Raw genomic sequence first — 21,253 nt, 5'->3', positions numbered from 1 at the left:
AAATAGTTAGTGTCACACCTAATCTTTACTGTAAATTAAATAGTTTTTTTAACTGTTTAGACCAATTTAACACCTTTAACTGATGTTTGCCATCTTCTTTTCTTTCTAAGTGCAATTCTTTTGAATGCCAGTCTGTCACACCCACACTTTCGTCAGTTTGCGATAAACCATCTGTTTCATTACCAAAATAATCGCTGATTTGATGACGCAACTGACCATCAGATTTTGCATAATTGATCATTGATAACAAATTATTCTGTCTGATGCGCCGCCGATTATCAAAAATCCGACTAATTTCAATCGTTGTGAGCTGATTAGATTTATAAAAATCTAATAGCCTTATCTGTTCAGGGTTTAATATGGTCACCTCAGACTGCTCAACATAACTTTTGATTGCATATGAATCTGGAATCGTTTGATCAATCAAATTAAACTGAATGCTTTCATCGCCAGGAACATATAAAAGAATTGCCGCCGATTGTTGACCATCACGACCCGCACGACCAATTTCTTGCAAATAATTTGAAAGGTCATTACTCAAATGATAATGAATGACAAAGCGAATATTTTCTTTATCGATTCCCATACCAAATGCTGAAGTCGCTGTAATAACATCGATTTCACCTTGCATAAACTGTTGTTGCACACGGTATCTAGCCATCGTGCTCATCCCCGCATGATAGGCAACAACACGCTGCCCAGTCTCATTAGTTAACCATTCAGCCATACTTGTTGCTAATTTACGTGAAGTAAAATAAACGACCCCTGGTCCACTCGTTGTCTGTAGCAAATCCTTTAATCGTTGTTTTTTCTCCAACTCATTTGGCAATTGCTCAGTATGCAAAAATATATTCGGCCGATCAACAGGTTGTTGATAGACAAACCACTTTTCCGGTACAGAACGAAAATTTTCAATAATTGCAGTTATCATACTTGGCGTTGCCGTAGCCGTTAGTAACAGTAACTGCGGCTGATCAAGTTGCTTATGAATGGCTGGTAATGCAAGATAGTCCGGTCGAAAATCTTGTCCCCACGTCACCATGGTATGGACCTCGTCAATAACCATCAAATTAATTGGCACTTGTTTTAATGATATTTGCACCTGCTCTTGATTTAACATTTCAGGCGAAATGAACAAGAAATGGTATTGTTTTAAGTGCTTTAAGACATTCTTTTTATTTTCAAACGTCAATGTTGAGTTCAAAGCAATCACATTTTTTTCACCAAGATAATTCAAACGGGCCACTTGATCCTGCATTAAAGACAGTAGTGGCGTCACAATAATCACTAAACCGTCTCGAACAGCACCCATCATTTGATAAATCAGTGTTTTACCACCGCCTGTTGGTAAAATTGCTAGTGTCGATTGTTTGGCTAACAAGGCAGTTAAAATTTCTTTTTGACCAGTTTTAAAAGTTTTAAAACCAAACTTAGCTTGTAAAATTTTATCTAAGTTAATCATTGCCATGGTTTACGCTCCCTGCTTGGTCAAATAAATTTCATATAATCGAAAAACGAAAAATTCATCCGGATTATCTGAGGTTCGAATATCAGCAAACTGCCAATCATCAATATTACCAGTTAAATGTTCTTGTAAATATCGCAACGTTTCCGATGTTAAAAATAGGTCATACGGGAAGTCTGTTTTAGGTAACCACACCGCTGCCGTTAATAAATGTTCTCGTACCGTACCGATTTTCAAGCGCCGTTGCTTACTAATTGTTGCCATTGATAATCCCTGGTGAACCTGTTGACATGTTAGTTGCACACTTGGCGACAAATTCTGCTGCTGTTGTGTCAGTTGCCACAATTGTTTTAGCTCACTGTTACTATTGGACTGAAGTAAGGTTTGACTCCAAAAAATAAACAAATCAAATTCCCACAGATAAAAGTCGGTAGTTGTCCATGTTGCTGGTAATCCCAATTGATCAGCATTCCGCCCTGGCACTTGATGACCCACCCAAGTCGCCACAAATTGATTGGCAGTTTGCTGATCTAATTGCTTTAAAAATTGGGTTAGAGCCATCAACCAGTTATCGATCAAATGCGATTTATCAGTCTGACGATACCATTTTTTGACTAACATTTTGGTTTTGACATCAATTTGTAACGGATAGTAGCGCTTATTATGATAAGCTGTTTCCGAAATAATTTGATTTGCCAACCAAAAAGCTTCCCGAAACTGGCGAATATTTGCTAAAGGTTGCGTCGTTAATGGCATATACTGCACTTGATAGTGGTACTTATGATATTCCTGCTGGGCAACTACCCCCTTATCTGTCAACAATAACTGCCCGGAATTTGGCTGCTGTTCAATAAGCAAACCATTCTTAATAAGCGTTACAATTTGTTCATCAAAAGTTGTCTTTTCTAATTGAGGAAACAGACCAACAAATGGCAACAATTGGTAGCGTAATCCCCAGTATTCTGTTGACACTGTTAAACGACGCCTTAATAAACCAAAAATCACCCGATGTCGCCGTGGTTGTACCGACGAAAATAGGGTGATCAAGAAATCAGTTATCACAACATGGTCCACCTCTCGCTATTACTAAAGACTAGTTTAAGAAAATAGCGTTATAAGTGCAAGCCACATGCTTTAATTTAATTGTGAATGCATACTACTTAATACACGTTGGAATGAGAAAAAGACAGCACCTGAGACCACACCCAGAAGAATCCCTTCAATTAAGTTGAAAGGCACGACCATCCAAAGAAGATAACGTCCCATACCAATCGTTGCTTTAATATCAAAATTTGCAAATATGGCATATAGTGGCACCGCATAAATATAGTTTAAAATGACCATTACAAGGGTTAAGCCAATTGTTCCTAATACGCTCCCCCACATAAATTGCCCTTTTGACAATTTCGTACGTCGCATGACTAGCACGATTATCGTCATAAAGACAGCCATCCCCATAATATTCATTGGTATACCAATCAAATCGCCAGGGCCCTCGTTATTAAGCAGTAACTTCAAAACGGATCTTAGAATTAAAATCGTATAGCCCTGTTTCAATCCTAAGAGTAAAGTTCCCAGCAATACAGGAACAATCGAAAAGTCAATTTTCAAAAAGCTTGCTCCGGGCAAGATTGGAAATTGTGGGAAAATCATTAAAACAAATGATATTGCCGACAATAAAGCAATGATCGTTAAGTGACGCGTTTTATTCATATTACTACCTAATCCTCCGCACTGAAAAAAAGACGGTTTCATTTATGCCAGGGCGACACAAATAAAACCGACTCTATCAGTCAAATTCATTAATTCTTCTGCATACCAGACTTTACTGTCGGTTATGGATTCACACCATATCAACCACAAAACTGTGGGTCGCGGACTTTTTCGTCAAAACGAAATTACCGCCGGTCGGGAATTACACCCTGCCCTGAAGATATTTAGTTATAATATTATATTAACTTTCTAATATATAAATGTCAATAGACATTCAATCAGCCTTTTACCAACGTCCCGCCGACTTACGGAATTGCCGACCAGACTTTAAGGCCTGCACTTCTTCATGCCGTAATGGTCGATACTCCCCTGGCGTCAAACCAGTTAAGTCAAGCATACCGTAACGCTCACGAGTTAACTTAATCACCTCATGACCGACAGTTCTTAACATCTCTTTTACTTGATGATACTTTCCTTCATGAATTGTTAACTTCACGATAGCTGTATGCTTTTTCTTATCACTTGATAAAATTTCTGCATAAGCTGGGGCTGCTTTAAAGGTATAATGACGACCTTTTTGGACCGTTTTCACTGTCACACCGTGTCGTAATTTCTCTAACTCGTCATTTGTTGGAATTCCCTTGACTTTAGCAACATAGACTTTATCAATGCGATACTTTGGATGCATCAACTTGTTGGCCAAGTCACCATCATTCGTCAGCAACAAAGCACCCGTTGTATCATAGTCCAAACGACCTACTGGATAAACACGTTCTGGTTCATCGACAATATCTGTTACCGTTTGACGACCTTTATCATCGGAATTAGTTGTGACAACACCACGTGGTTTATCCAATAAGAAATAAACTAATTTCTCTTTTGAATCAATGGGGGTGCCATTCACTTCAATATGATCGCTGGGTTCTACTTTTGTACCTAGTTCTCGAATTACCTGTCCATTAACGGTCACTTGACCCTCAGTAATCAACTTCTCAGAAGCGCGTCGTGATGCCACCCCTGCCTGAGCCATGACCTTTTGTAATCGTTCTGCCATTATTTTTCCTCATTACTTTCTGATTGATCTGTTAATTCAGCAATTGTGATATCAAATGAAGATTGTTGTTCTTCTGATGGTAATAACGGTATGGTAACTCCTTGCTGACTTTCTAAATCTTCTAGTGCCTTCGCTGTAACCAATGGTGGCAGCTCATCCAAACTTGTTAATCCAAAATAATTTAGGAAATAACTTGTTGTAACATATAAAATCGGCCGACCAGGCTCGTCAGCACGTCCTTTGCCAGTAACTAAATTACGCAGAACCAATTTTTGAATCGTTGACTGTGATTGGACACCACGAATTTCATCTACTTCAATACGCGTCACTGGCTGTTTATAGGCAATGATTGCTAATACTTCCAGTGAGGCTTGTGATAATGCGGTCGTCAACGGTGCTGTAAAAAACCGATGAATAGTTTCTGATAAATTGGCCTTTGTTACTATTTGATAACGATCATCTGTTTTGAGAATTTGAAATGCACAACTATCATCCTCAGCGTACTTAGTTGCTAATTCTTCTAATAATCCAGTCACTGCTGGTTTTTGGAATTGTGTAGCTGCTGACAGCTCGGCCACCGAAATGCCTTCATCCCCTGCAACAAATAATAACCCTTCAATTTGCTGTAAGCTATTCTGCATCAGCTTCTTCATCCTCTCTATTTTCTTGATGATAAGGTATATTACCTCGTGAAATATCAATATTACCAAATAATTTATTTTGCATAATAGCCAAATGCTGATGGCGAACAAGTTCTAACATTGCCATAAACGTTGTCACTAACTCATCTTTTCCTGCATCCTCCGCAAAAAGCTGCTCAAACGTCACAACCTGATTGTTGTCTATTTGTACCATAATTTTAGTCATTTGTTGTTGAACTGACCAATTATCACTTTTCACCGAACGTGGCTGTACTTGCTTTCGGTAGCGCTTCTTTACCAGACGATTAAACGCATCCTGTAAGTCATGTAACTCTAACCCTTCTGGCAAAGGGGCCCCTTCGATATCATCTGGAATTGGCATAGGTGCTCTAGAAAACTGTAGCTGGCGCTCTTCTTCCCGAACACGTAAATCACCGGCCGCTTGTTGGTATCGTTGATACTCAATCAATTGCATCATTAATGCCTCTCGTGGATCTTCTTCAGTAACAAATTCCGCTAATTCTTCATCATATTGAAAGGTATCAGTCTTAGGTAGTAAGTAACTGGCCTTAATTGACATTAACGTCGCAGCCATCACTAAAAACTCACCAGCAACATCTAAATTACGCTCTTGTTCTGCATGTAAGAACACCAAATACTGTGCCGTAATTTCCACAATCGGAATATCCATGATATCCATTTCATTCACACGGATAAGATGTAGTAATAGATCCAATGGACCATCAAAATCCGCCAAATGATATGTTAGTTCTTCACTCATTGCATGTCTCGCCATTTCGTCACATATTTTTGCGTCGCAATTGATCCCATAATTACTTGATCTGGGTATTGATATTGCAATGCTTGATATATCTTACTACCAAGTTCTAACTTTTGGTCAGGTCGTACTTCCGGACTAAACACAATCCGCCGAATCACAACTGAATTGTAAACACTCGCAACCCCGAGCAATACCGTGAAGTGATGTGTATTTTCATCACGCCACAGTAAAATATCCCGGCTATCATCAGATTGATACCAATCGTATTCACGTTGCACGGCGACAATATCTGCCAAATTTGGACTATAGGATAGCAAACCCATAACAATTTTCGATTGATCTTTACGTACAATAATTAACATCATTTCCTCCAATCAATCTAAATTAAGCACGAGGATGTGCTTTCTCATATACCTCAGTTAATCTTTTGTTTGAGATATGAGTATAAATCTGTGTCGTCGAAATATCAGCATGACCTAATAATTCTTGGACAATTCGTAAATCTGCACCATTTTCTAAGATGTGGGTAGCAAATGAATGGCGCAACGTATGCGGCGAAACATCTTTTGTAATGCCCGCCTGTTTGACCCATTGCTTAATTAATTTCCAAACGCCTTGCCGTGTTAATTGATGACCATGGTCATTTAGAAAAATGATATGTGAATCTTGTTGTTTACCTAACAATGGCCGACTATTATTTAAATAGTCTTCTAACCATTTAACAGCAACATCCCCAATAGGAACGATACGCTCTTTATCACCCTTACCAACCGTTTGAATAAGTCCCAAATCCAAATGTAAGTTATCTAAGCGCAAATTAACTAGCTCACTGACACGTAGTCCGGTTGCATACATGACCTCAAGAATGGTTCGATTGCGCAAACCAAGTGGCGTCTTTATATCAGGTACTTGTAACAGAGCTTCAACCTCTTCCAAAGTCAATACGGCAGGTAAGTGTTGTGCCTTTTTCGGCGAATCAACTTGTTCCATTGGATTACTGGTTATCAATTTGTTCAGTTGCGCAAATTCAAAAAATTTACGTAACGTGGACACCATCCGAATAACCGTGTTACGCGACTTACCCTTTTGTTCTAACTGCCCTAGGAATGTCATGATTATAAAACGGTCAACCGATGCTAAATTATCGTACTTCTCAGCCATTAAGTATTCGAAAAATTGCACAAGATCTTGTTGATACGAATGTTTCGTATTGGCTGATAAACCACGTTCAACGGTTAAATAATGAAGGTAGTCAACCAAAACATCTTCAAATGGTCCTACCTGCACTTTCATCCTATTCGCCTTCACTTTCTTCTACTAAGAAAAGTCCATTTTCATTTTGTGTAATTCGACGTTCCTTGTATAAACGACCAACTGCACGTTTAAATTGTGACTTTGACATACCAAAGTACTTCTTGATGGCCTTTGGATCAGACTTGTCTGTGAATGGTAGGCTATGCGTGGTTGAACGCTCTAACAACGTAAGTAACATCTGAGCGTCTTCAGGAATAGCTTCATATGCGCGAGGACGTAACGATAGGTTTAACACACCATCTGGTCGTACACCGATCACTCGTGCTGATACAACCTCACCCAAGCGTGGTTCACGTTGACGCTCATCCGGATGAATAAAGCCAAAGTGGTAATCCGATGTCACAACCAATGTACCCACCTTTTTCAAACGATAGGCGGTTGCTTGTACTTGCTTGTTATGCATATCTGGCTTTGCTGGGATTCGCACCGCCTGCAAAATATCTGAAGTCACCAGTTCACCCCAAAGACGGTCTTTTTTATCAATGCGAAGTGTAACCATCAACTTATCACCACGTTGTGGCCATAGTTCCTTAATTGTTGGTAATTCATCTAATGAAACCACAACATCTTTATTAGGCAAACCAATGTCAACAAAGACTCCCAAATCACGACGAATATCCGTAACCGTTCCCCAAGCATAATGTCCTAATCGAACTTCTGGTAGATTCTTGGTTATTTCTAATTGGTGTTTTTCATTTTCATAGGCAAATCCTGAAACCAAACCGCCAACCTTTAATGGCTTTTTTAGTTCTGTTTTGTCAATTTCGTACGTTTCACCGTCAATTTGTGCATAGTAATAACGATCATTCTCGTCAGTTACTTTAGCTGTAACGACGTCACCAAGTTTATGTGTCATTTTTTCTCCATCCTTTTACATCAGTTGCATCTATATTTTATAAGTCCGATGCCACAGCACTGGTAAAGGTTATTCATAACCAGCATCATAGCGCCAGTAATCTTGCTCACTATATCTAATTATCTTAACAGATATGTCATCGATATGATATATGTAAACTAGATTCTCTTACTTATCTCACCAAAAATGATATTTTTTGCTAAAATAGTTATTAATAATTTGAAAGTGAGTTTAATCATTTATGAAAGCAATTGGTATGGAACCCCAGGTATTGATCGATATTCTTGTGGGAGCCAAAGTTGGTGTCGTCTATTCATTTGGTACTGAACACCGAGGTGATTTAGTAGTCACGTCATATGCTCTGAAGGAAGCCGGATTGCCATCAAACATGGCTGGTGCCGTTGTACAATTGGAAGATGTTGAAGAAACTGCACCTGGTAACTTTGTTTGGAAATTCAATCCGGAAGTTACCTTGATTCGCCCATTTAAAGTGCACGGCACAATGGAATTATTTGATGTTGATGACCAACTGATCAAGCCTGAACCAACAAATTGGTTTAATGTTGAGGCTGAAAATGCGGGACATGAAAAAATCAACAGCTGGTTAGACAATTATTTTACCGAGCATCCTGATCTTGATCGTGTGCCTCGCCAAGAAATCCCTGAAGATATTGCAACATTAGCGGCATCATTTGATGATTGGCGTGCTGCTTATTTTGACTTCCTGTATATGCCAACCAAAGCACAAAAGCGTGAATTACGGGCAAAGCGCTATGATATTGATCCGCTTTAATATAAAAGCATAAAAATCCGAGACAAAAAATGTCTCGGATTTTTATATTTCTATATTCTTTTCAACAATGGTCGTAGCATCAACGGAGCAATAATTGTTGAAACAATAATCACGATGACCATATCACCAAAAATATTTTTGGCAATTAGGTTTGCACTTAACCCAATTTGCGCAACAACCAAGGCCATTTCTCCTCGAGAAACCATTCCTGCACCGACTGCTCGTGCAGCTGGTTTATCTAATTTAGCAATTCTTGCCCCCCATTGTGCACCATAATACTTTGTCGCCACTGCTAACACCGTTAACACGATGATTAGTGGCCAAGTTTTCTGCAGACCATTCAATGAGATGTTCAAACCAATTGAGCCAAAAAAGATTGGGAAGAAGAACCAAACGCCTAATAAATTTGAATATTTCAAAATTTTTCCGGAACTGGCCAAGCGATTGACTATAAGTCCAATAATAAACACAATAATTGGTAATAAAGTCGATATACTTAATCCTTCACCACCAAATACTAATACATAGGCACCAACTAATAATAAAGCCAGCATATCATCCAAAACAGCAGCACCCAATACGACTGCCCCAACTTGTGACCCCAGTTGGCCAGCTTCACCAAGAACACTAATGGTTATTGAAATCGATGTCGCTGCAAAAACAATCCCCCAAAAGATCGCAATATCGTAATGATAACCTAATATCAAGGTAACAACTGTAAATAATAACAATGGCACCACTACACCCATCACAGCTGTTAATGTCGCCCCTGTTAAATTACGTCGTAACTGACCAACATCGGTTTCTAGCCCTGCTGTGAACATCAGTAATAGGACACCTAATTCTGATAAAGAAGAAATAACTTCACCTGTTGCCACCCAATGCAATATTGCGGGTCCCATAATGATTCCCGCAACCAATTGTCCAACAACTTCTGCAAAACCCAATTTTTGACCAACACGACCTAAAATAATAGTCCCGACAATTAAGATGATCAATTGTACCACTATTCCCATATCAACCTCCAAAAAAAGCGTATACCTCAATCCTAACTGGTTACCCACCCAGGAACTTGAAGCATACGCCCAACCGAAATTCTATTTACTTTTTACTTTGATAAATTACGTGAAAACAAATTGCTAAATGGTGATTCACCAGTGTTCGCAACCTGTGTCAAGAAGATTTTAATTGCCGTCTGCGTGGTTAAACCTTGTGACTTGAAAATTTCATCTGCTTTGTCTTTGACGTTGTCCTCAACGCGCAATTGGATTAACTTTTCTGCCATAATGTTACTCCCTTCACAATAGTTACTTTTTATATAAATATTATACCATAGCACAGTTTACATGTACCTTAAATATGAAACAAATACTACACGTTTTTATTCCTTTTTGCTAGTATTTTCTATTTAAATTCACGCATTTCACTTATTTTCAGTATCAAAGATGATTGTGACTGGCCCATCATTTATTAATTGAACTTGCATATTTGCACCAAACTCACCGGTTGCTACGGTCAGCCCGGTATCGGCAAGCTTTTTATTAAATAACTGGTACATCTTATCAGCAAAATCAGGAGCACCCGCCTTAGTAAAACTAGGGCGATTTCCCTTCTTTGTGTCAGCGTACAATGTAAATTGTGATATTGATAGAATTTGACCACCAACATCTCCAATCGACAAGTTCATCTTACCAGCTTCATCTTCAAAAACCCTTAATTTCGTTATTTTTCTCACTAGGTAATCTAATTCAGCCTCGGTATCACTATCGGCGATACCAACTAACAATACGTATCCCGCACCAATTTGACCAACAACAGCCTCATTAATCGATACACTAGCAGATTTTGCTCTTTGTAGTACTACTTTCATTACTTGAATACTCGCTTTACTTCGTAAACATCTTTAACATCTCGAATATTGGTCATAATTGATTCAAGTTGCTCTAAATTCCTGACACCAATACTAAGCGAAATACGCACATCATCGTTATGATCGACCCGACCATTCACAGAATTTAGTGAACGGGTCGTATTATTGACCATCCGAATCACATCATTCAGCAATCGATTGCGATTTGTCGCTGAAACTTGTAGGTCGGCATCATATTCGGTTTTATTGTTACCTTCAGGATTCTCCCACGCCACATCAACCAAACGGTTACCTTGAACTTCAGCGGCTTTTAAATTAGGGCAGCTCAAGCGGTGAACTGACACACCACGTCCCTTGGTAACATAGCCAATGACTTCATCACCAGGTATTGGTGTACAACAATGCCCCAAACGGACCAACATATTATCAACACCTTGAATCACGATTCGATCTTCACGATGTGACTGGTTCTTAGCTGCTTTTGTTTCCTTCTCAAGGGTTTGATGGTGCTCTAAAATAGCTTTTTGTTCAGCTTCTTGACGAGCAGCTTCTACAGCAGCACGTTTCTCTTCAGAAAAACGATTAGCCACCCCTTGTGGTTTGATATCACCAAATCCTAGTGATGCATACATGTCATCAACAGCTAAATAATGTAACTTCTCAGCGGCACGGGTCTCATTCTCAGGCTGCATTAATTCTTCAACATTATAACCTTCATCCTCTAACCAGTCAGCCACCATCTTTTTACCAGCTGCAATATTGTCGGCTTTATCTTGCTTACGGAAGTATTGTCTAATTTTGTTACGGGCACGCCGCGTAGAAACCATCGTCAACCAATCACGATTGGGCTGCGCATTGGGTGAGGTCAAAATTTCCACGATATCACCCGTCTTGATTGGAAAATCTAATGGGACCATTCGATCATTCACTTTCGCACCCACGGTATGATTACCAACATTTGTATGAATCGTATATGCCATATCTAGTGGACCAGCGTCCTTAGGCATTTCGATAACATCCCCTTTAGGCGTGAACACGAAGATACGATCAGTAAATAAATCCCCCTTCACTGACTCCATAAAGTCATCAGCATCTTGGGCATCATCTTGTAATTCTAAAATACCTTGGATCACATTCAACTTCTGCTGGTCAGCATTTTGCACATCGGCACCAGCAAAGTTACCTTCTTTGTAAGCCCAATGTGCCGCAATACCATATTCAGCAATTTCATGCATTTTGTACGTACGAATTTGTACTTCCAGTGGCCGACCACCTGGGCCAATTACTGAAGTGTGCAATGATTGGTACCCATTCGCCTTTGGTAACGCAATATAGTCCTTAAATCTACCAGGCATCGGTGTCCAGCGAGCATGAATTGCCCCTAATACCGCATACGTTTCAGGAATCGTATCAACTAATACACGAATAGCTAATAAATCATAAATTTCTTCGAAGCGTTTATTCTTATCAACCATCTTCCGGTAAATTGAATAAATATGTTTTGGTCGACCATAAACTTCGGTATTTGCTAAATGTAAGTCGGTAATCGAATGTTTAATTTCATCAACCGCTTCATCAACAATTTCCAAACGTTCCTGACGACGCAAGTCCATCGACTTGGCAATATCATGGTAGGCATCAAAGTTAAGATAGCGTAAGGCCATATCCTCTAACTCCCACTTGATGGTCATAATTCCAAGCCGATCAGCCAATGGCGCATAAATTTCAAGTGTCTCAGCGGCAATTCTTCGCTGCTTCTCTTCTCTTAATGCAGATAAGGTTCGCATATTATGCAAACGATCAGCCAATTTAACAATGATGACACGAATATCATGTGACATTGCGAGTAACAATTTACGATGATTTTCAGCTAATTGTTCTCGTGAAGACTTATATTTAATTCGTGATAATTTCGAAACACCGTCAACAATAACGGCAACATCATGCCCAAAAGCCTGTTCAACATCCGCCAGCGTTGCCGTAGTGTCTTCAACGACATCATGCAGGTAACCTGCAACTACCGTATCAGGATCCATATGTAATTCAGCCAATATCCCTGCTACCTGAATTGGATGAATAATGTATGGTTCACCAGATTTACGCTTCTGTTCTTGATGCAAGTGGAAGGCAAACTGATAAGCCTTATCAACTTTCTTAACATGCTCATCGTTCATATAATCTGCGATTAAGTCATGCACATCCTGTGCCGTTAATTTTTTTGCTTCTGCCATAAAAATCATCCTTTGTTTTTAGATTCACGCCGATTGGGATTCATACCCGCAGCATCGTATCTTTCATCTACCACTCTGAATAGTTAATTTATTCTAACGCATTTCATAGCTGTTTGTATTGTATTTTGCTTTAAATTTTAATAATTCTCCAAAAAATTAGGGTGTTTTTTTAAATACAACATTATTTTTCCCCAAAAGTGCCTGCATCGCCGCTGTCGTTTTTTCGTCATCAGCTAACCAGTACGTTTCATCCAGAGCAATTTTACGGTGATTGCGTTCAAAAACAAGTAATACCGGGTTCACACCGTGGTGTTGTTGCAAGTTAGTTTGCAATATGGACATCACACCAGCATCTTCAGCCGATGCCATAATCCTCAAGTACCATTGACCAGTTGGCGTCATTGCCGCAGAATTTGGTGTCCGTGCCAAAAGTTCATCACCACTCACGATACGATTAGCAATCATCTGTAAAGCATCCCGACCACGCTGCTGTTCAATTTTTCCAGTAATTAATAAGACTTTTTCATTAACTAACAATGGTGAAATTTCTTTGAATAATTTTGGGAAAATGGTAATCGATAGTGTTCCCGTTAAGTCGATACCATCTACAAACGCCATCGGATCACCCTTTTTGGTCCGAATTTTCTTAACATTTTGAATATAAATGATAACTGTGGCTGCAGGCATCCCCACTGTCAAATTAGCAACATCAGTCCTTTGAGAGTCAGGCAAGGCAGCTAAATAGGGTTCAATCGGATGACCACTCAAATACACCCCTAAATAATCATGCTCATAACCTAACTTCTCATTCAATGGAAATTCATCAACTTCATGCATTTTCGGTGTTAGTGATTCGAATAATGACATCGATTCACCAGCAAGTCCAATGGCATCAATATAGCCTTGCATAGAACCTAAGAGGGTTTTGCGGTTAAAGCCAAAACCATCTAAAGCACCTGCATAAATCAATGGTTCTAACTGAGAAACTTTACGATATTTGCTTGGTAAACGGCCAATAAAATTCGTTAAATCACGATACTGACCACCCTCTTGTCGTTCTTGAATCAGTGCCTCCCGAAAGTCGCGCCGCAAGCCACTAATCGAGGCCAAACCCATTTGGAGTTCACCTTGCTTGTTCATACTGTACCCTTGCCAAGAATGATTCAAACTAGGGCGCAAAATAGTCACCTGACGCAATTTCGCCTCAGAAATATAGATACCAATTTTTTTATGATCAGCAATTGAATCATTTAACACTGCCTTATAAAAAGCGGCTGGGAAATGGGCCTTAATATATGCCAATTGAAAAGCCAGCTTCGAGTAAGCAACCGCGTGTGAACGATTAAAACCGTATTGTGCAAAGGTTTCAATATAGCTAAATACTTGCTCAGCAACCTGTTGCTCATGATGTAACGCCATCGCACCATCAATAAAATTCGACTTCATGGCAGCAATTTTATCATGATCTTTTTTTGACATAGCACGTCGGAGCAAATCGGCTTCACCCAATGAGAAACCAGCAAAACGCTCAGCAACACGCATAACTTGTTCTTGATAAACAATGATGCCATAAGTAGGCGCTAAAATTTCGGCCATACTGGCATCAGGCACATCTTGTTTTTCTTTTTGATGCTTACGCGCAACGAAATGTGGAATATTTTGCATGGGACCCGGTCTAAACAGCGCATTTGCGGCCACAATATCCTCAAAACTGTCAGGAAGTAACTGACGTAAAATATTCTTCATACCACCTGATTCAAATTGAAAAACACCATTAGTCAAACCATTTTGAAATAGCTTTAATGTGGCCGAATCATCCAACGAGACCGTTGCAATGTTAAACGACTCATGATCAGGAATCTTTTGGATTTCACGAATAGCAATATCCAATATATTCAAATTAGACAATGCCAAAAAATCCATTTTCAACAAGCCAAGCGCCTCAACTGGCCCTTTGGGAAGTTGTGTGACTAGGCGCCCATCATCACCAATCTGCACCGGCATGTAATTCGCCAGCGGTTCAGCAGATAACACAACTCCGGCCGCATGTAATGACGCGTTGCGTGGTAAACCTTCTAGTTTTAAAGCTGTTTGATACAACAATTCACCGTCAACGGGCAAATCTAATAAGGCATTACGGAATGGTAAAGAATCTTCGTATGAAGCCTGTAAATTTGCCGTCCCTCTTGGCATTGCCTTTGATAGATTATCGATTTGTGTAGGATTCAAGCCAAAAACTCGGGCAACATCACGAATCACCGCCCGCTGAGCCATGGTTGAAAAAGTAATAATTTGCGCCACTCGTTCATGACCATAATGTTCATGTAAGTATTCCAAAATCTCTTCACGGCGATTATCGGGAATATCAATATCAATATCTGGCATTTGATGACGTTCTGGATTAAGAAAACGTTCAAAAAGCAAATCATAAGCAATCGGATCGACGTCCGTAATCCATAACACATAAGCGACCAACGATCCAGCAGCTGAACCACGTCCCGGACCAGTACGAATCGATTTTTTGTGCGCATAATTTAAAACATCCCAAATAATCAAGAAATAATCCGCAAAGCCCAGTTCATTAATAATTCGTAGTTCTTCTTTTAATCGCGCTTCGTATGGCACCGGATCAATATCCAAATTATGTAATCGATTCGTTAGTCCCGTTGTGGCTAATTCAGCCAAATAATCTTTAGAAGATTGACCCTGTGGTGTGGCATACTTTGGTACAGTCACTGCTGACTGTTCGAGTGTGACCTTGCTATGCGCTGCTATCCAATCTGTGTTCGTGACTGCTTCAGATAACCCGCGACGTTCATATTCGTTAGACCAATCAATACTGTCTTTTAAATAAGCTGTTGCTGCCTGCTTTTGCGCCAAGCCAACATTAGCAATAATCTCTCCCTGACCCAATTTTTGAATCACTTGGGCTGAAAATTGATCAGACGCATTAGGATATAAAACCGTCTCATTGGCAACTATTCGGGTGCCGGTATGGTCTGCTAGTTCTTTTATTGATTGCACGGTCTCTTCACGCATGTTCAATGAAATACCTAAGAAAACGTGTGTCTCATCAGTTAATGAAATCACCTTTTCAACTAAAGTTGTCGCTCTGTCTGGTTCAGTGCCGAGCACGACCGTTAGTTCACCCATACTTGGCAAGATAATATATAATCCAGCCAAATATGGCTTTAAATCCGTTAACGTTGGCTGATTATCTTGTGTATTAATGACACTACTAATCTGCAATAAATTGTGATAACCAATTTGGTTTTCAACTAGAAAAACGATTGGATACGTTTGTGAAGACTGCATGCCAACCAGTTCTGCAGTCAAACCTAAAATCGGTTGCATGCCAGCCTTTTTTGCCGCTTGATAGAAATCATACATACCATACAACACGTTATAATCCGTCAAGGCAACTGCCTGATAGCCTTTTTCTTGGGCAGCCTTTATCAATTGTTGAGGGGTCATCGGGCTCCGCAACAAACTAAATGCCGTCATGGTTTGCAGTGGTACCATAATAGCCTCCTTCTCTAAAACTTCCAATTGATGAATGTTTATTTTAACTTAATTTCATTATAGCCATTAAAAATAAAAAAGACCACCTGTGACAGTGATCTCCTTCTTACTTATTTGTTAATGATCATTATTTGTCTGCATGCGGTGCAGCAGATTTTGAAATTGCCACATAAGCAATTGTTCCAATCATACCGATAACCACTGAGAACAAAGAAGTCATGGTTGCATCATAAGTTGCACTTTCAAGCGCACTACCAATGTAGCCAAGAACTTCTCCCAAAATAAATGTCCAAACAAAAACTACAATATACTTCATATTGACACCTCTTAGCATACCGCCAAAATGTTTTACACCCTTATTTTACGCCCCCATGGTTAGTTTGTCACATGTTAATTAATTCACAGTGAACTAACGTCGCGTATATTTAACCAACTGCCAATCATAATCATTAGCATCATCAGCAGGCCCTTGGTCAATGACCTCACCCTGCCATACAGTTGAATCGACTGATGGCATCTTAACATCCCCAGATAAATCGGTTTGTAAATATGTCACATATAAGGCATCTGCTGTGGCCATAAAGCTCTCATAAATAGGCTTACCGCCAATAACTTGTAATTTCAAGCCAGCATCATCAGCAAGCTTTTCGGCCTCAGCGATACTGTAAACCTTTCGAAACCCTTCTGGCACTTCCAAACCTTGATTGTGCGTTAAGACAACGTTTAAGCGGTCCGGTAATGGACGCCCATGAAAACTAGCCATCGTATGACGTCCCATCAAAGCCACCTCATGCACCGTTGCTTGTTTAAAAAAATGCAAATCTGCTTTTTGATGCCAAGGAACCTGTCCATCAATTGCAATTGTACCGTCTAAAGTTTGTGCCCAAATCAAGTTTTGTTCAGCCATTTTATGCACCACCTTCTACAAGTTCAGATAATTCTTCCCATCGTGTCATCTTTGCTTCTAATGCATCATTAGTTTCATCTAATTCTTTTTGTAAATCAGCCAGTTTTGTGAAATCATCACCGCTCACATTCATTTCTTCTTCAATATCACTGACCTTCGTCTCTAACTGAGCAATATCATCCTCAATCGTTGACCATTCTTTCTTTTCGTTCCAAGTTAATTTTTTCTTCTTAGGCGTTGGAACTTTATCAGCTTTGTCTTCCGTAACAACAGACGATTTGCTCTCTTTTGTTGTTGCAAGCGTAGGCGCCCCATACGTGGCCAAATAATCGCTAAAACGACCATTATATCGATCGATGTCACCTTGACCTTTAAAAATCCAAAGCTTGTCAGCAATCTTATCTAAGAAATAGCGATCGTGGGAAACTGTAATAACAGTTCCAGAAAATGATTGTAGATAATCTTCTAACACCGTTAATGTCCCAATATCCAAGTCATTTGTTGGCTCATCAAGTAGTAACACATTAGGCTGTTGAATCAATAATTTCAACAAATATAGGCGTCGCTTTTCACCACCAGAAAGTTGACGAATCAGTGTCCCATGCATAAATGGTGGGAACAAGAACTGCTCCAATAACTCGGCTGCTGAGATATGGTTACCGTCCTGATCCACCACTTCTTCAGCAACTTCACTCAAATAAGCAAGCACACGCTTATCTTCGGGAATTGGTTCGGTAATTTGGGTGTAGTAAGCCATTTTAACTGTTTCACCTATTTCAATCACACCACTATCTAACGGCTGCTGTCCCGCAATCGCATTTAAAAGCGTTGATTTACCAGATCCGTTAGGACCCGTAATACCAATCCGTTCATTTCCCTGCACTAGCTCACTAAAATCTTTTAAAATAGTCAATTGATCAAAGGCTAAATTAGCATTTTCAATGTTAATGACTTTTTTACCTAAACGCGTTTGACCAAGATTGACCGAAACTTCGCCTTCAACTTGACGGGTGCCTTGTTGGTCTTCCAATTCTGCAAAGGCATTTTCACGTGCTTTTTGTTTAGTCGAACGCGCTTTGGCCCCTGCATGCATCCAAGCTAATTCTTTTTTATACAGTTGTGCTGACTTATGCTCAGCAACTGCTTCCGCACTGACACGTTCAGCCTTAGCAGTGACATACTTTTCATAATTACCCTGATACTCATACAACTTACCAAATGATAATTCAAAAATACGATTAGTGACGCTATCTAAAAAGTAACGATCATGAGTCACTGTCATTACAGCACCACGATAATTAGCCAGATACTTTTCCAACCAAGCGATTGAGTCAAAATCAAGGTGATTAGTTGGCTCGTCTAACAACAATAAATCAGGTGCTTGAATCAGCACTTGTGCCAGACCAACACGTTTACGCTGCCCACCTGAAAGTGCTGAAATTTGCAAGTCTAAGTTAGGTAAATGCAATTGTGTCAGGATATTTTTCACTTCTGACTCAGCCAACCAAGCATCTTGCTGGGTCATCTGCTGCTCTAATTTGGTATAACAAGACAATTTCTTTTCGTCTGTTGGATTTTCTGAATATTCGGCTAATGCCGATTGATAATCACGAATTAGTTGGAAAACCGGTTGCGCACCACTAAAAATAGCATCCATCACCTTTTTATTGTCATCTAGCGGTGGCTCTTGTTGTAAGTAACCAATTGTGTAATCCTTCGGTGTATCTATGTTCCCATTATCTGCTGGTACAATTTCTGCAATCGCATTTAATAGGGTTGTTTTACCAGTCCCATTTACACCAACAATGCCGACGCGATCGCCAGTCTCCACCAAAAATGACACTTTGTCTAACAGTGTTTTTTCACCATAAACACTATGCAGATTTGTTGCCCTTAATTGCTTCATTTTATATTATTTCTTCTCTTTCTCTACAATGTCAGCCGCAGCCTGTAGCAAGGCTGCTTTGTCATTCACCTGTTCGCCAATAACAACCAAGTGTTCTAAATCTGCCAAGATCTTACCAAACAGTGGTCCCGGTGTCAGGTGCAAGTTTTTCATTAATTCGCCACCATTGATTGCTAACTCTTTTTTATGCTTAATAGGTAGTGCCTGATAACGGACAGATAAGTCTTCAACGTTAGCTGTAACTTCACTTAGCCTAATCGTTGCTAGTGCTGTCGTAATAGCATCTTGCGTTTGGTATAGATCCCAATCACTAACATCACCTAATCGTAACTTGTTCATCAACGTAATGACTGATTTGGCCGTTTGAATCATATCATTTGGTTGCTTCCATAGCTTTAAAAACTCACCAGTATCCTTGGGGCTTAATCCTAACTCAAATGACAATAATGACCAAGCTTGGTTATCATCGGTAGGTTGCGCATTTTGTAATAATTCAGCATATGCAGCTAGGTCCTGATCAGTATTTGCTAAGCCAGGCATAAAATTAACCAAACCACTCTTAATCATCTCAATTAAGCCATAACTAGCTGAAGTTCCCTGCATAAGTTTTGTAAATTCTACATTGGTCCGTTCTACGGCAATATTTGCTAACAAAGGCGCATTTTCTGCAATCGCTTTTTGTGTTGCATCATCAATTTTAAAATCTAACTGAGCAGCAAACCTAACAGCGCGCATCATCCGAAGTGCATCCTCATGAAAGCGTTCCTCTGGTTTACCAACCGCACGTAGTACCTGTGCTGACATGTCTTGAACACCGCCAAACAAATCGATCACTTCGCCGTCTTTTGTTAAGGCTAAAGCATTGACCGTAAAATCACGGCGCTTTAAATCCTCATCTAAAGACCTGACAAATTTCACCTCATCTGGTCGACGAAAATCGGTGTAAGTTGATTCTGTTCGAAAGGTCGTTGTTTCATAGCCGGTACCATGGTCTAAGATCATCACTGTACCATGCTCAATACCGGTATCTACCGTACGTTTAAATATCTTCTTAATTTCTTCAGGGTAAGCCGAGGTCGCAATATCAACGTCATGAATTGGTTTACTGAGCATTGTGTCTCGCACCGATCCACCAACAAAATATGCCTCATAACCTGCCTTTTCGATTGTTTCCAAAATCGGTAAGGCATCAATAAATTCCGATGGCATCTTATTTATTTTCATGTTTGGCCTCCTCTTTTCTACTATTACTAAGTATACCAGACACCCTAACTTTTTTACGACTTGTACCGTAAGTAGTCACTTTTTATAAATGAATAAGCATTCATTTATCCATTAAGATTCACGACCGTTCAAAACATCTTTAGCCAATTGTAACGCGTGTTCCGCTGTGTCTACCACGGCCATGAACCCTGTCCGATGAATAAAAACAATGCCCTCTTCTTTTATTTGAGGAATTGCGTGCTTCACTTCAAAGCTACCATGAGCAACTGGAACACCTTGAATCATCCAATTACCGTCCTTACGAGGCAAAACAGCAAATACTAATTGATCAAACTGTTCTGCGTAGTCTTTCCATGGGCCTGAAATTGGGACGAATAAAATTTGGTCCGATGCAAAAGTCGCTTGTGCAATCACATCTTGTTGGGCAATTTCTTTGGCAATCGTTTTCTTCACACGGTTCTCTAAAATCATTTTTGCGAAAGCCAACGCACGGTCAAAACTATTGGCTTCATCATCTTCTTCATAAAAATCATTAATGATATCGGGTACGGTGAATACCTCACTTTGATATGCTGATACGCCATTGTCTAAGGCATCGATACCAACAATGAAATGACTATCAATTTTCTCGTACACTGCTTGCGTTATTGTCGGTGCCAAGTCTGGATTTAAATCAGCAATGTATTGTTTCCCAAATTGTTGCCAAATCAAACCAAAAGCAGCCATGGGTACACCGTTAGCATGCTGACGTGTATCATCAATCCCATGATGGTCAAACTCACCACCACCAACGTCGTACACAAAATTGCTTTGATCACCAGTCATTGTTTCATCACGAGTTCTAACAATTGTTAGCGTCGGGAAAAGACGTGTCATAATGACACTCGCAAAGACATCATCAGCATGAAACTTCCCATTATGTGTAACTAAATTTTTATACATTGTTAGTCCTCCAAACCATTTTTCCTATTCTCTA

At 39.7% G+C, this 21,253-nt stretch carries 20 protein-coding genes and 1 riboswitch; of the genes, 1 reads left to right on the top strand and 19 read right to left on the bottom strand.

The annotated features are described in order from the left end of the window. Positions 1 to 25: 25 nt before the first annotated feature. From FOL01_RS04270 to FOL01_RS04230, 9 genes are all read right to left on the bottom strand, one after another. Entirely contained in the window at positions 26 to 1,468 is a 1,443-nt protein-coding gene (locus FOL01_RS04270) for a RecQ family ATP-dependent DNA helicase (protein ID WP_083603432.1), read from the bottom strand. A 3-nt stretch (positions 1,469 to 1,471) separates the two neighbouring features. Further along, entirely contained in the window at positions 1,472 to 2,527 is a 1,056-nt protein-coding gene (locus tag FOL01_RS04265) for a helix-turn-helix domain-containing protein (protein WP_075269503.1), read from the bottom strand. A 72-nt stretch (positions 2,528 to 2,599) separates the two neighbouring features. Then, positions 2,600 to 3,178 (bottom strand): ECF transporter S component, encoded by a 579-nt coding sequence (locus FOL01_RS04260; protein ID WP_075269502.1) that lies wholly within the window; start codon positions 3,176 to 3,178, stop codon positions 2,600 to 2,602. An 89-nt stretch (positions 3,179 to 3,267) separates the two neighbouring features. After that, positions 3,268 to 3,404, bottom strand: a riboswitch (FMN riboswitch). Between the two features lie 60 nt (positions 3,405 to 3,464). Further along, entirely contained in the window at positions 3,465 to 4,232 is a 768-nt protein-coding gene (locus FOL01_RS04255; RefSeq protein ID WP_075269501.1) for a pseudouridine synthase, read from the bottom strand. Continuing rightward, positions 4,232 to 4,873 (bottom strand): SMC-Scp complex subunit ScpB, encoded by a 642-nt coding sequence (gene scpB / locus FOL01_RS04250; protein WP_075269500.1) that lies wholly within the window; start codon positions 4,871 to 4,873, stop codon positions 4,232 to 4,234. The genes FOL01_RS04255 and scpB overlap by 1 nt, the downstream gene beginning before the upstream one ends. Then, entirely contained in the window at positions 4,863 to 5,654 is a 792-nt protein-coding gene (locus FOL01_RS04245) for a segregation and condensation protein A (protein WP_083603430.1), read from the bottom strand. Before FOL01_RS04245 ends, scpB begins: the two co-directional genes overlap by 11 nt. Beyond that, positions 5,651 to 6,016, bottom strand: coding sequence for a reductase (locus tag FOL01_RS04240; protein WP_075269498.1), 366 nt, complete (start codon positions 6,014 to 6,016; stop codon positions 5,651 to 5,653). The genes FOL01_RS04245 and FOL01_RS04240 overlap by 4 nt, the downstream gene beginning before the upstream one ends. Before the next feature lie 22 nt (positions 6,017 to 6,038). After that, positions 6,039 to 6,947, bottom strand: coding sequence for a site-specific tyrosine recombinase XerD (xerD, locus tag FOL01_RS04235; protein WP_075269497.1), 909 nt, complete (start codon positions 6,945 to 6,947; stop codon positions 6,039 to 6,041). A gap of 1 nt (position 6,948) precedes the next feature. Continuing rightward, positions 6,949 to 7,824 (bottom strand): CvfB family protein, encoded by an 876-nt coding sequence (locus FOL01_RS04230; RefSeq protein ID WP_075269496.1) that lies wholly within the window; start codon positions 7,822 to 7,824, stop codon positions 6,949 to 6,951. A gap of 241 nt (positions 7,825 to 8,065) precedes the next feature. On the opposite strand from FOL01_RS04230, the gene FOL01_RS04225 reads away from it, so the two are divergent. Further along, complete coding sequence (locus FOL01_RS04225; protein ID WP_075269495.1) at positions 8,066 to 8,617, top strand: hypothetical protein; 552 nt, start codon at positions 8,066 to 8,068, stop codon at positions 8,615 to 8,617. A gap of 50 nt (positions 8,618 to 8,667) precedes the next feature. On the opposite strand, the gene FOL01_RS04220 is transcribed toward FOL01_RS04225, so the two are convergent. The 10 genes from FOL01_RS04220 to FOL01_RS04175 form a co-directional block, all read right to left on the bottom strand. Further along, the gene (locus tag FOL01_RS04220; RefSeq protein WP_075269494.1) at positions 8,668 to 9,633 is read right to left on the bottom strand and encodes a cation:proton antiporter; all 966 of its coding nucleotides are present in this window, start codon (positions 9,631 to 9,633) and stop codon (positions 8,668 to 8,670) included. Positions 9,634 to 9,725: 92 nt separating this feature from the next. After that, positions 9,726 to 9,902 carry a type II toxin-antitoxin system RelB/DinJ family antitoxin gene (locus FOL01_RS04215; protein WP_002827374.1) on the bottom strand — a complete coding sequence of 59 codons (177 nt, stop codon included), beginning with the start codon at positions 9,900 to 9,902 and terminating at the stop codon, positions 9,726 to 9,728. Positions 9,903 to 10,040: 138 nt separating this feature from the next. Then, complete coding sequence (dtd, locus tag FOL01_RS04210; protein ID WP_075269493.1) at positions 10,041 to 10,487, bottom strand: D-aminoacyl-tRNA deacylase; 447 nt, start codon at positions 10,485 to 10,487, stop codon at positions 10,041 to 10,043. After that, a complete protein-coding gene (locus tag FOL01_RS04205; RefSeq protein ID WP_075269492.1) occupies positions 10,487 to 12,718 on the bottom strand; it encodes a RelA/SpoT family protein in 2,232 nt (743 codons plus the stop codon). The genes dtd and FOL01_RS04205 overlap by 1 nt, the downstream gene beginning before the upstream one ends. A 156-nt stretch (positions 12,719 to 12,874) precedes the next feature. After that, positions 12,875 to 16,240 (bottom strand): DNA polymerase III subunit alpha, encoded by a 3,366-nt coding sequence (locus FOL01_RS04200; RefSeq protein ID WP_075269491.1) that lies wholly within the window; start codon positions 16,238 to 16,240, stop codon positions 12,875 to 12,877. A gap of 127 nt (positions 16,241 to 16,367) precedes the next feature. Then, complete coding sequence (locus FOL01_RS04195) at positions 16,368 to 16,556, bottom strand: YjzD family protein (RefSeq protein WP_075269490.1); 189 nt, start codon at positions 16,554 to 16,556, stop codon at positions 16,368 to 16,370. A 93-nt stretch (positions 16,557 to 16,649) separates the two neighbouring features. Then, entirely contained in the window at positions 16,650 to 17,147 is a 498-nt protein-coding gene (locus FOL01_RS04190) for a dihydrofolate reductase (protein ID WP_075269489.1), read from the bottom strand. A 1-nt stretch (position 17,148) separates the two neighbouring features. Beyond that, a complete protein-coding gene (locus FOL01_RS04185; protein ID WP_075269488.1) occupies positions 17,149 to 19,053 on the bottom strand; it encodes an ABC-F family ATP-binding cassette domain-containing protein in 1,905 nt (634 codons plus the stop codon). A gap of 6 nt (positions 19,054 to 19,059) precedes the next feature. After that, positions 19,060 to 20,277, bottom strand: coding sequence for a CCA tRNA nucleotidyltransferase (locus FOL01_RS04180; RefSeq protein ID WP_075269487.1), 1,218 nt, complete (start codon positions 20,275 to 20,277; stop codon positions 19,060 to 19,062). Between the two features lie 111 nt (positions 20,278 to 20,388). Further along, positions 20,389 to 21,219, bottom strand: coding sequence for an MYG1 family protein (locus FOL01_RS04175; protein WP_075269486.1), 831 nt, complete (start codon positions 21,217 to 21,219; stop codon positions 20,389 to 20,391). Between the last annotated feature and the right edge of the window lie 34 nt (positions 21,220 to 21,253).

The organism is Weissella thailandensis, assembly GCF_001932615.1.
Classification (GTDB): Bacteria; Bacillota; Bacilli; order Lactobacillales; family Lactobacillaceae; genus Weissella; species Weissella thailandensis.
This window is presented reverse-complemented; position numbering and strand designations above follow the sequence as displayed.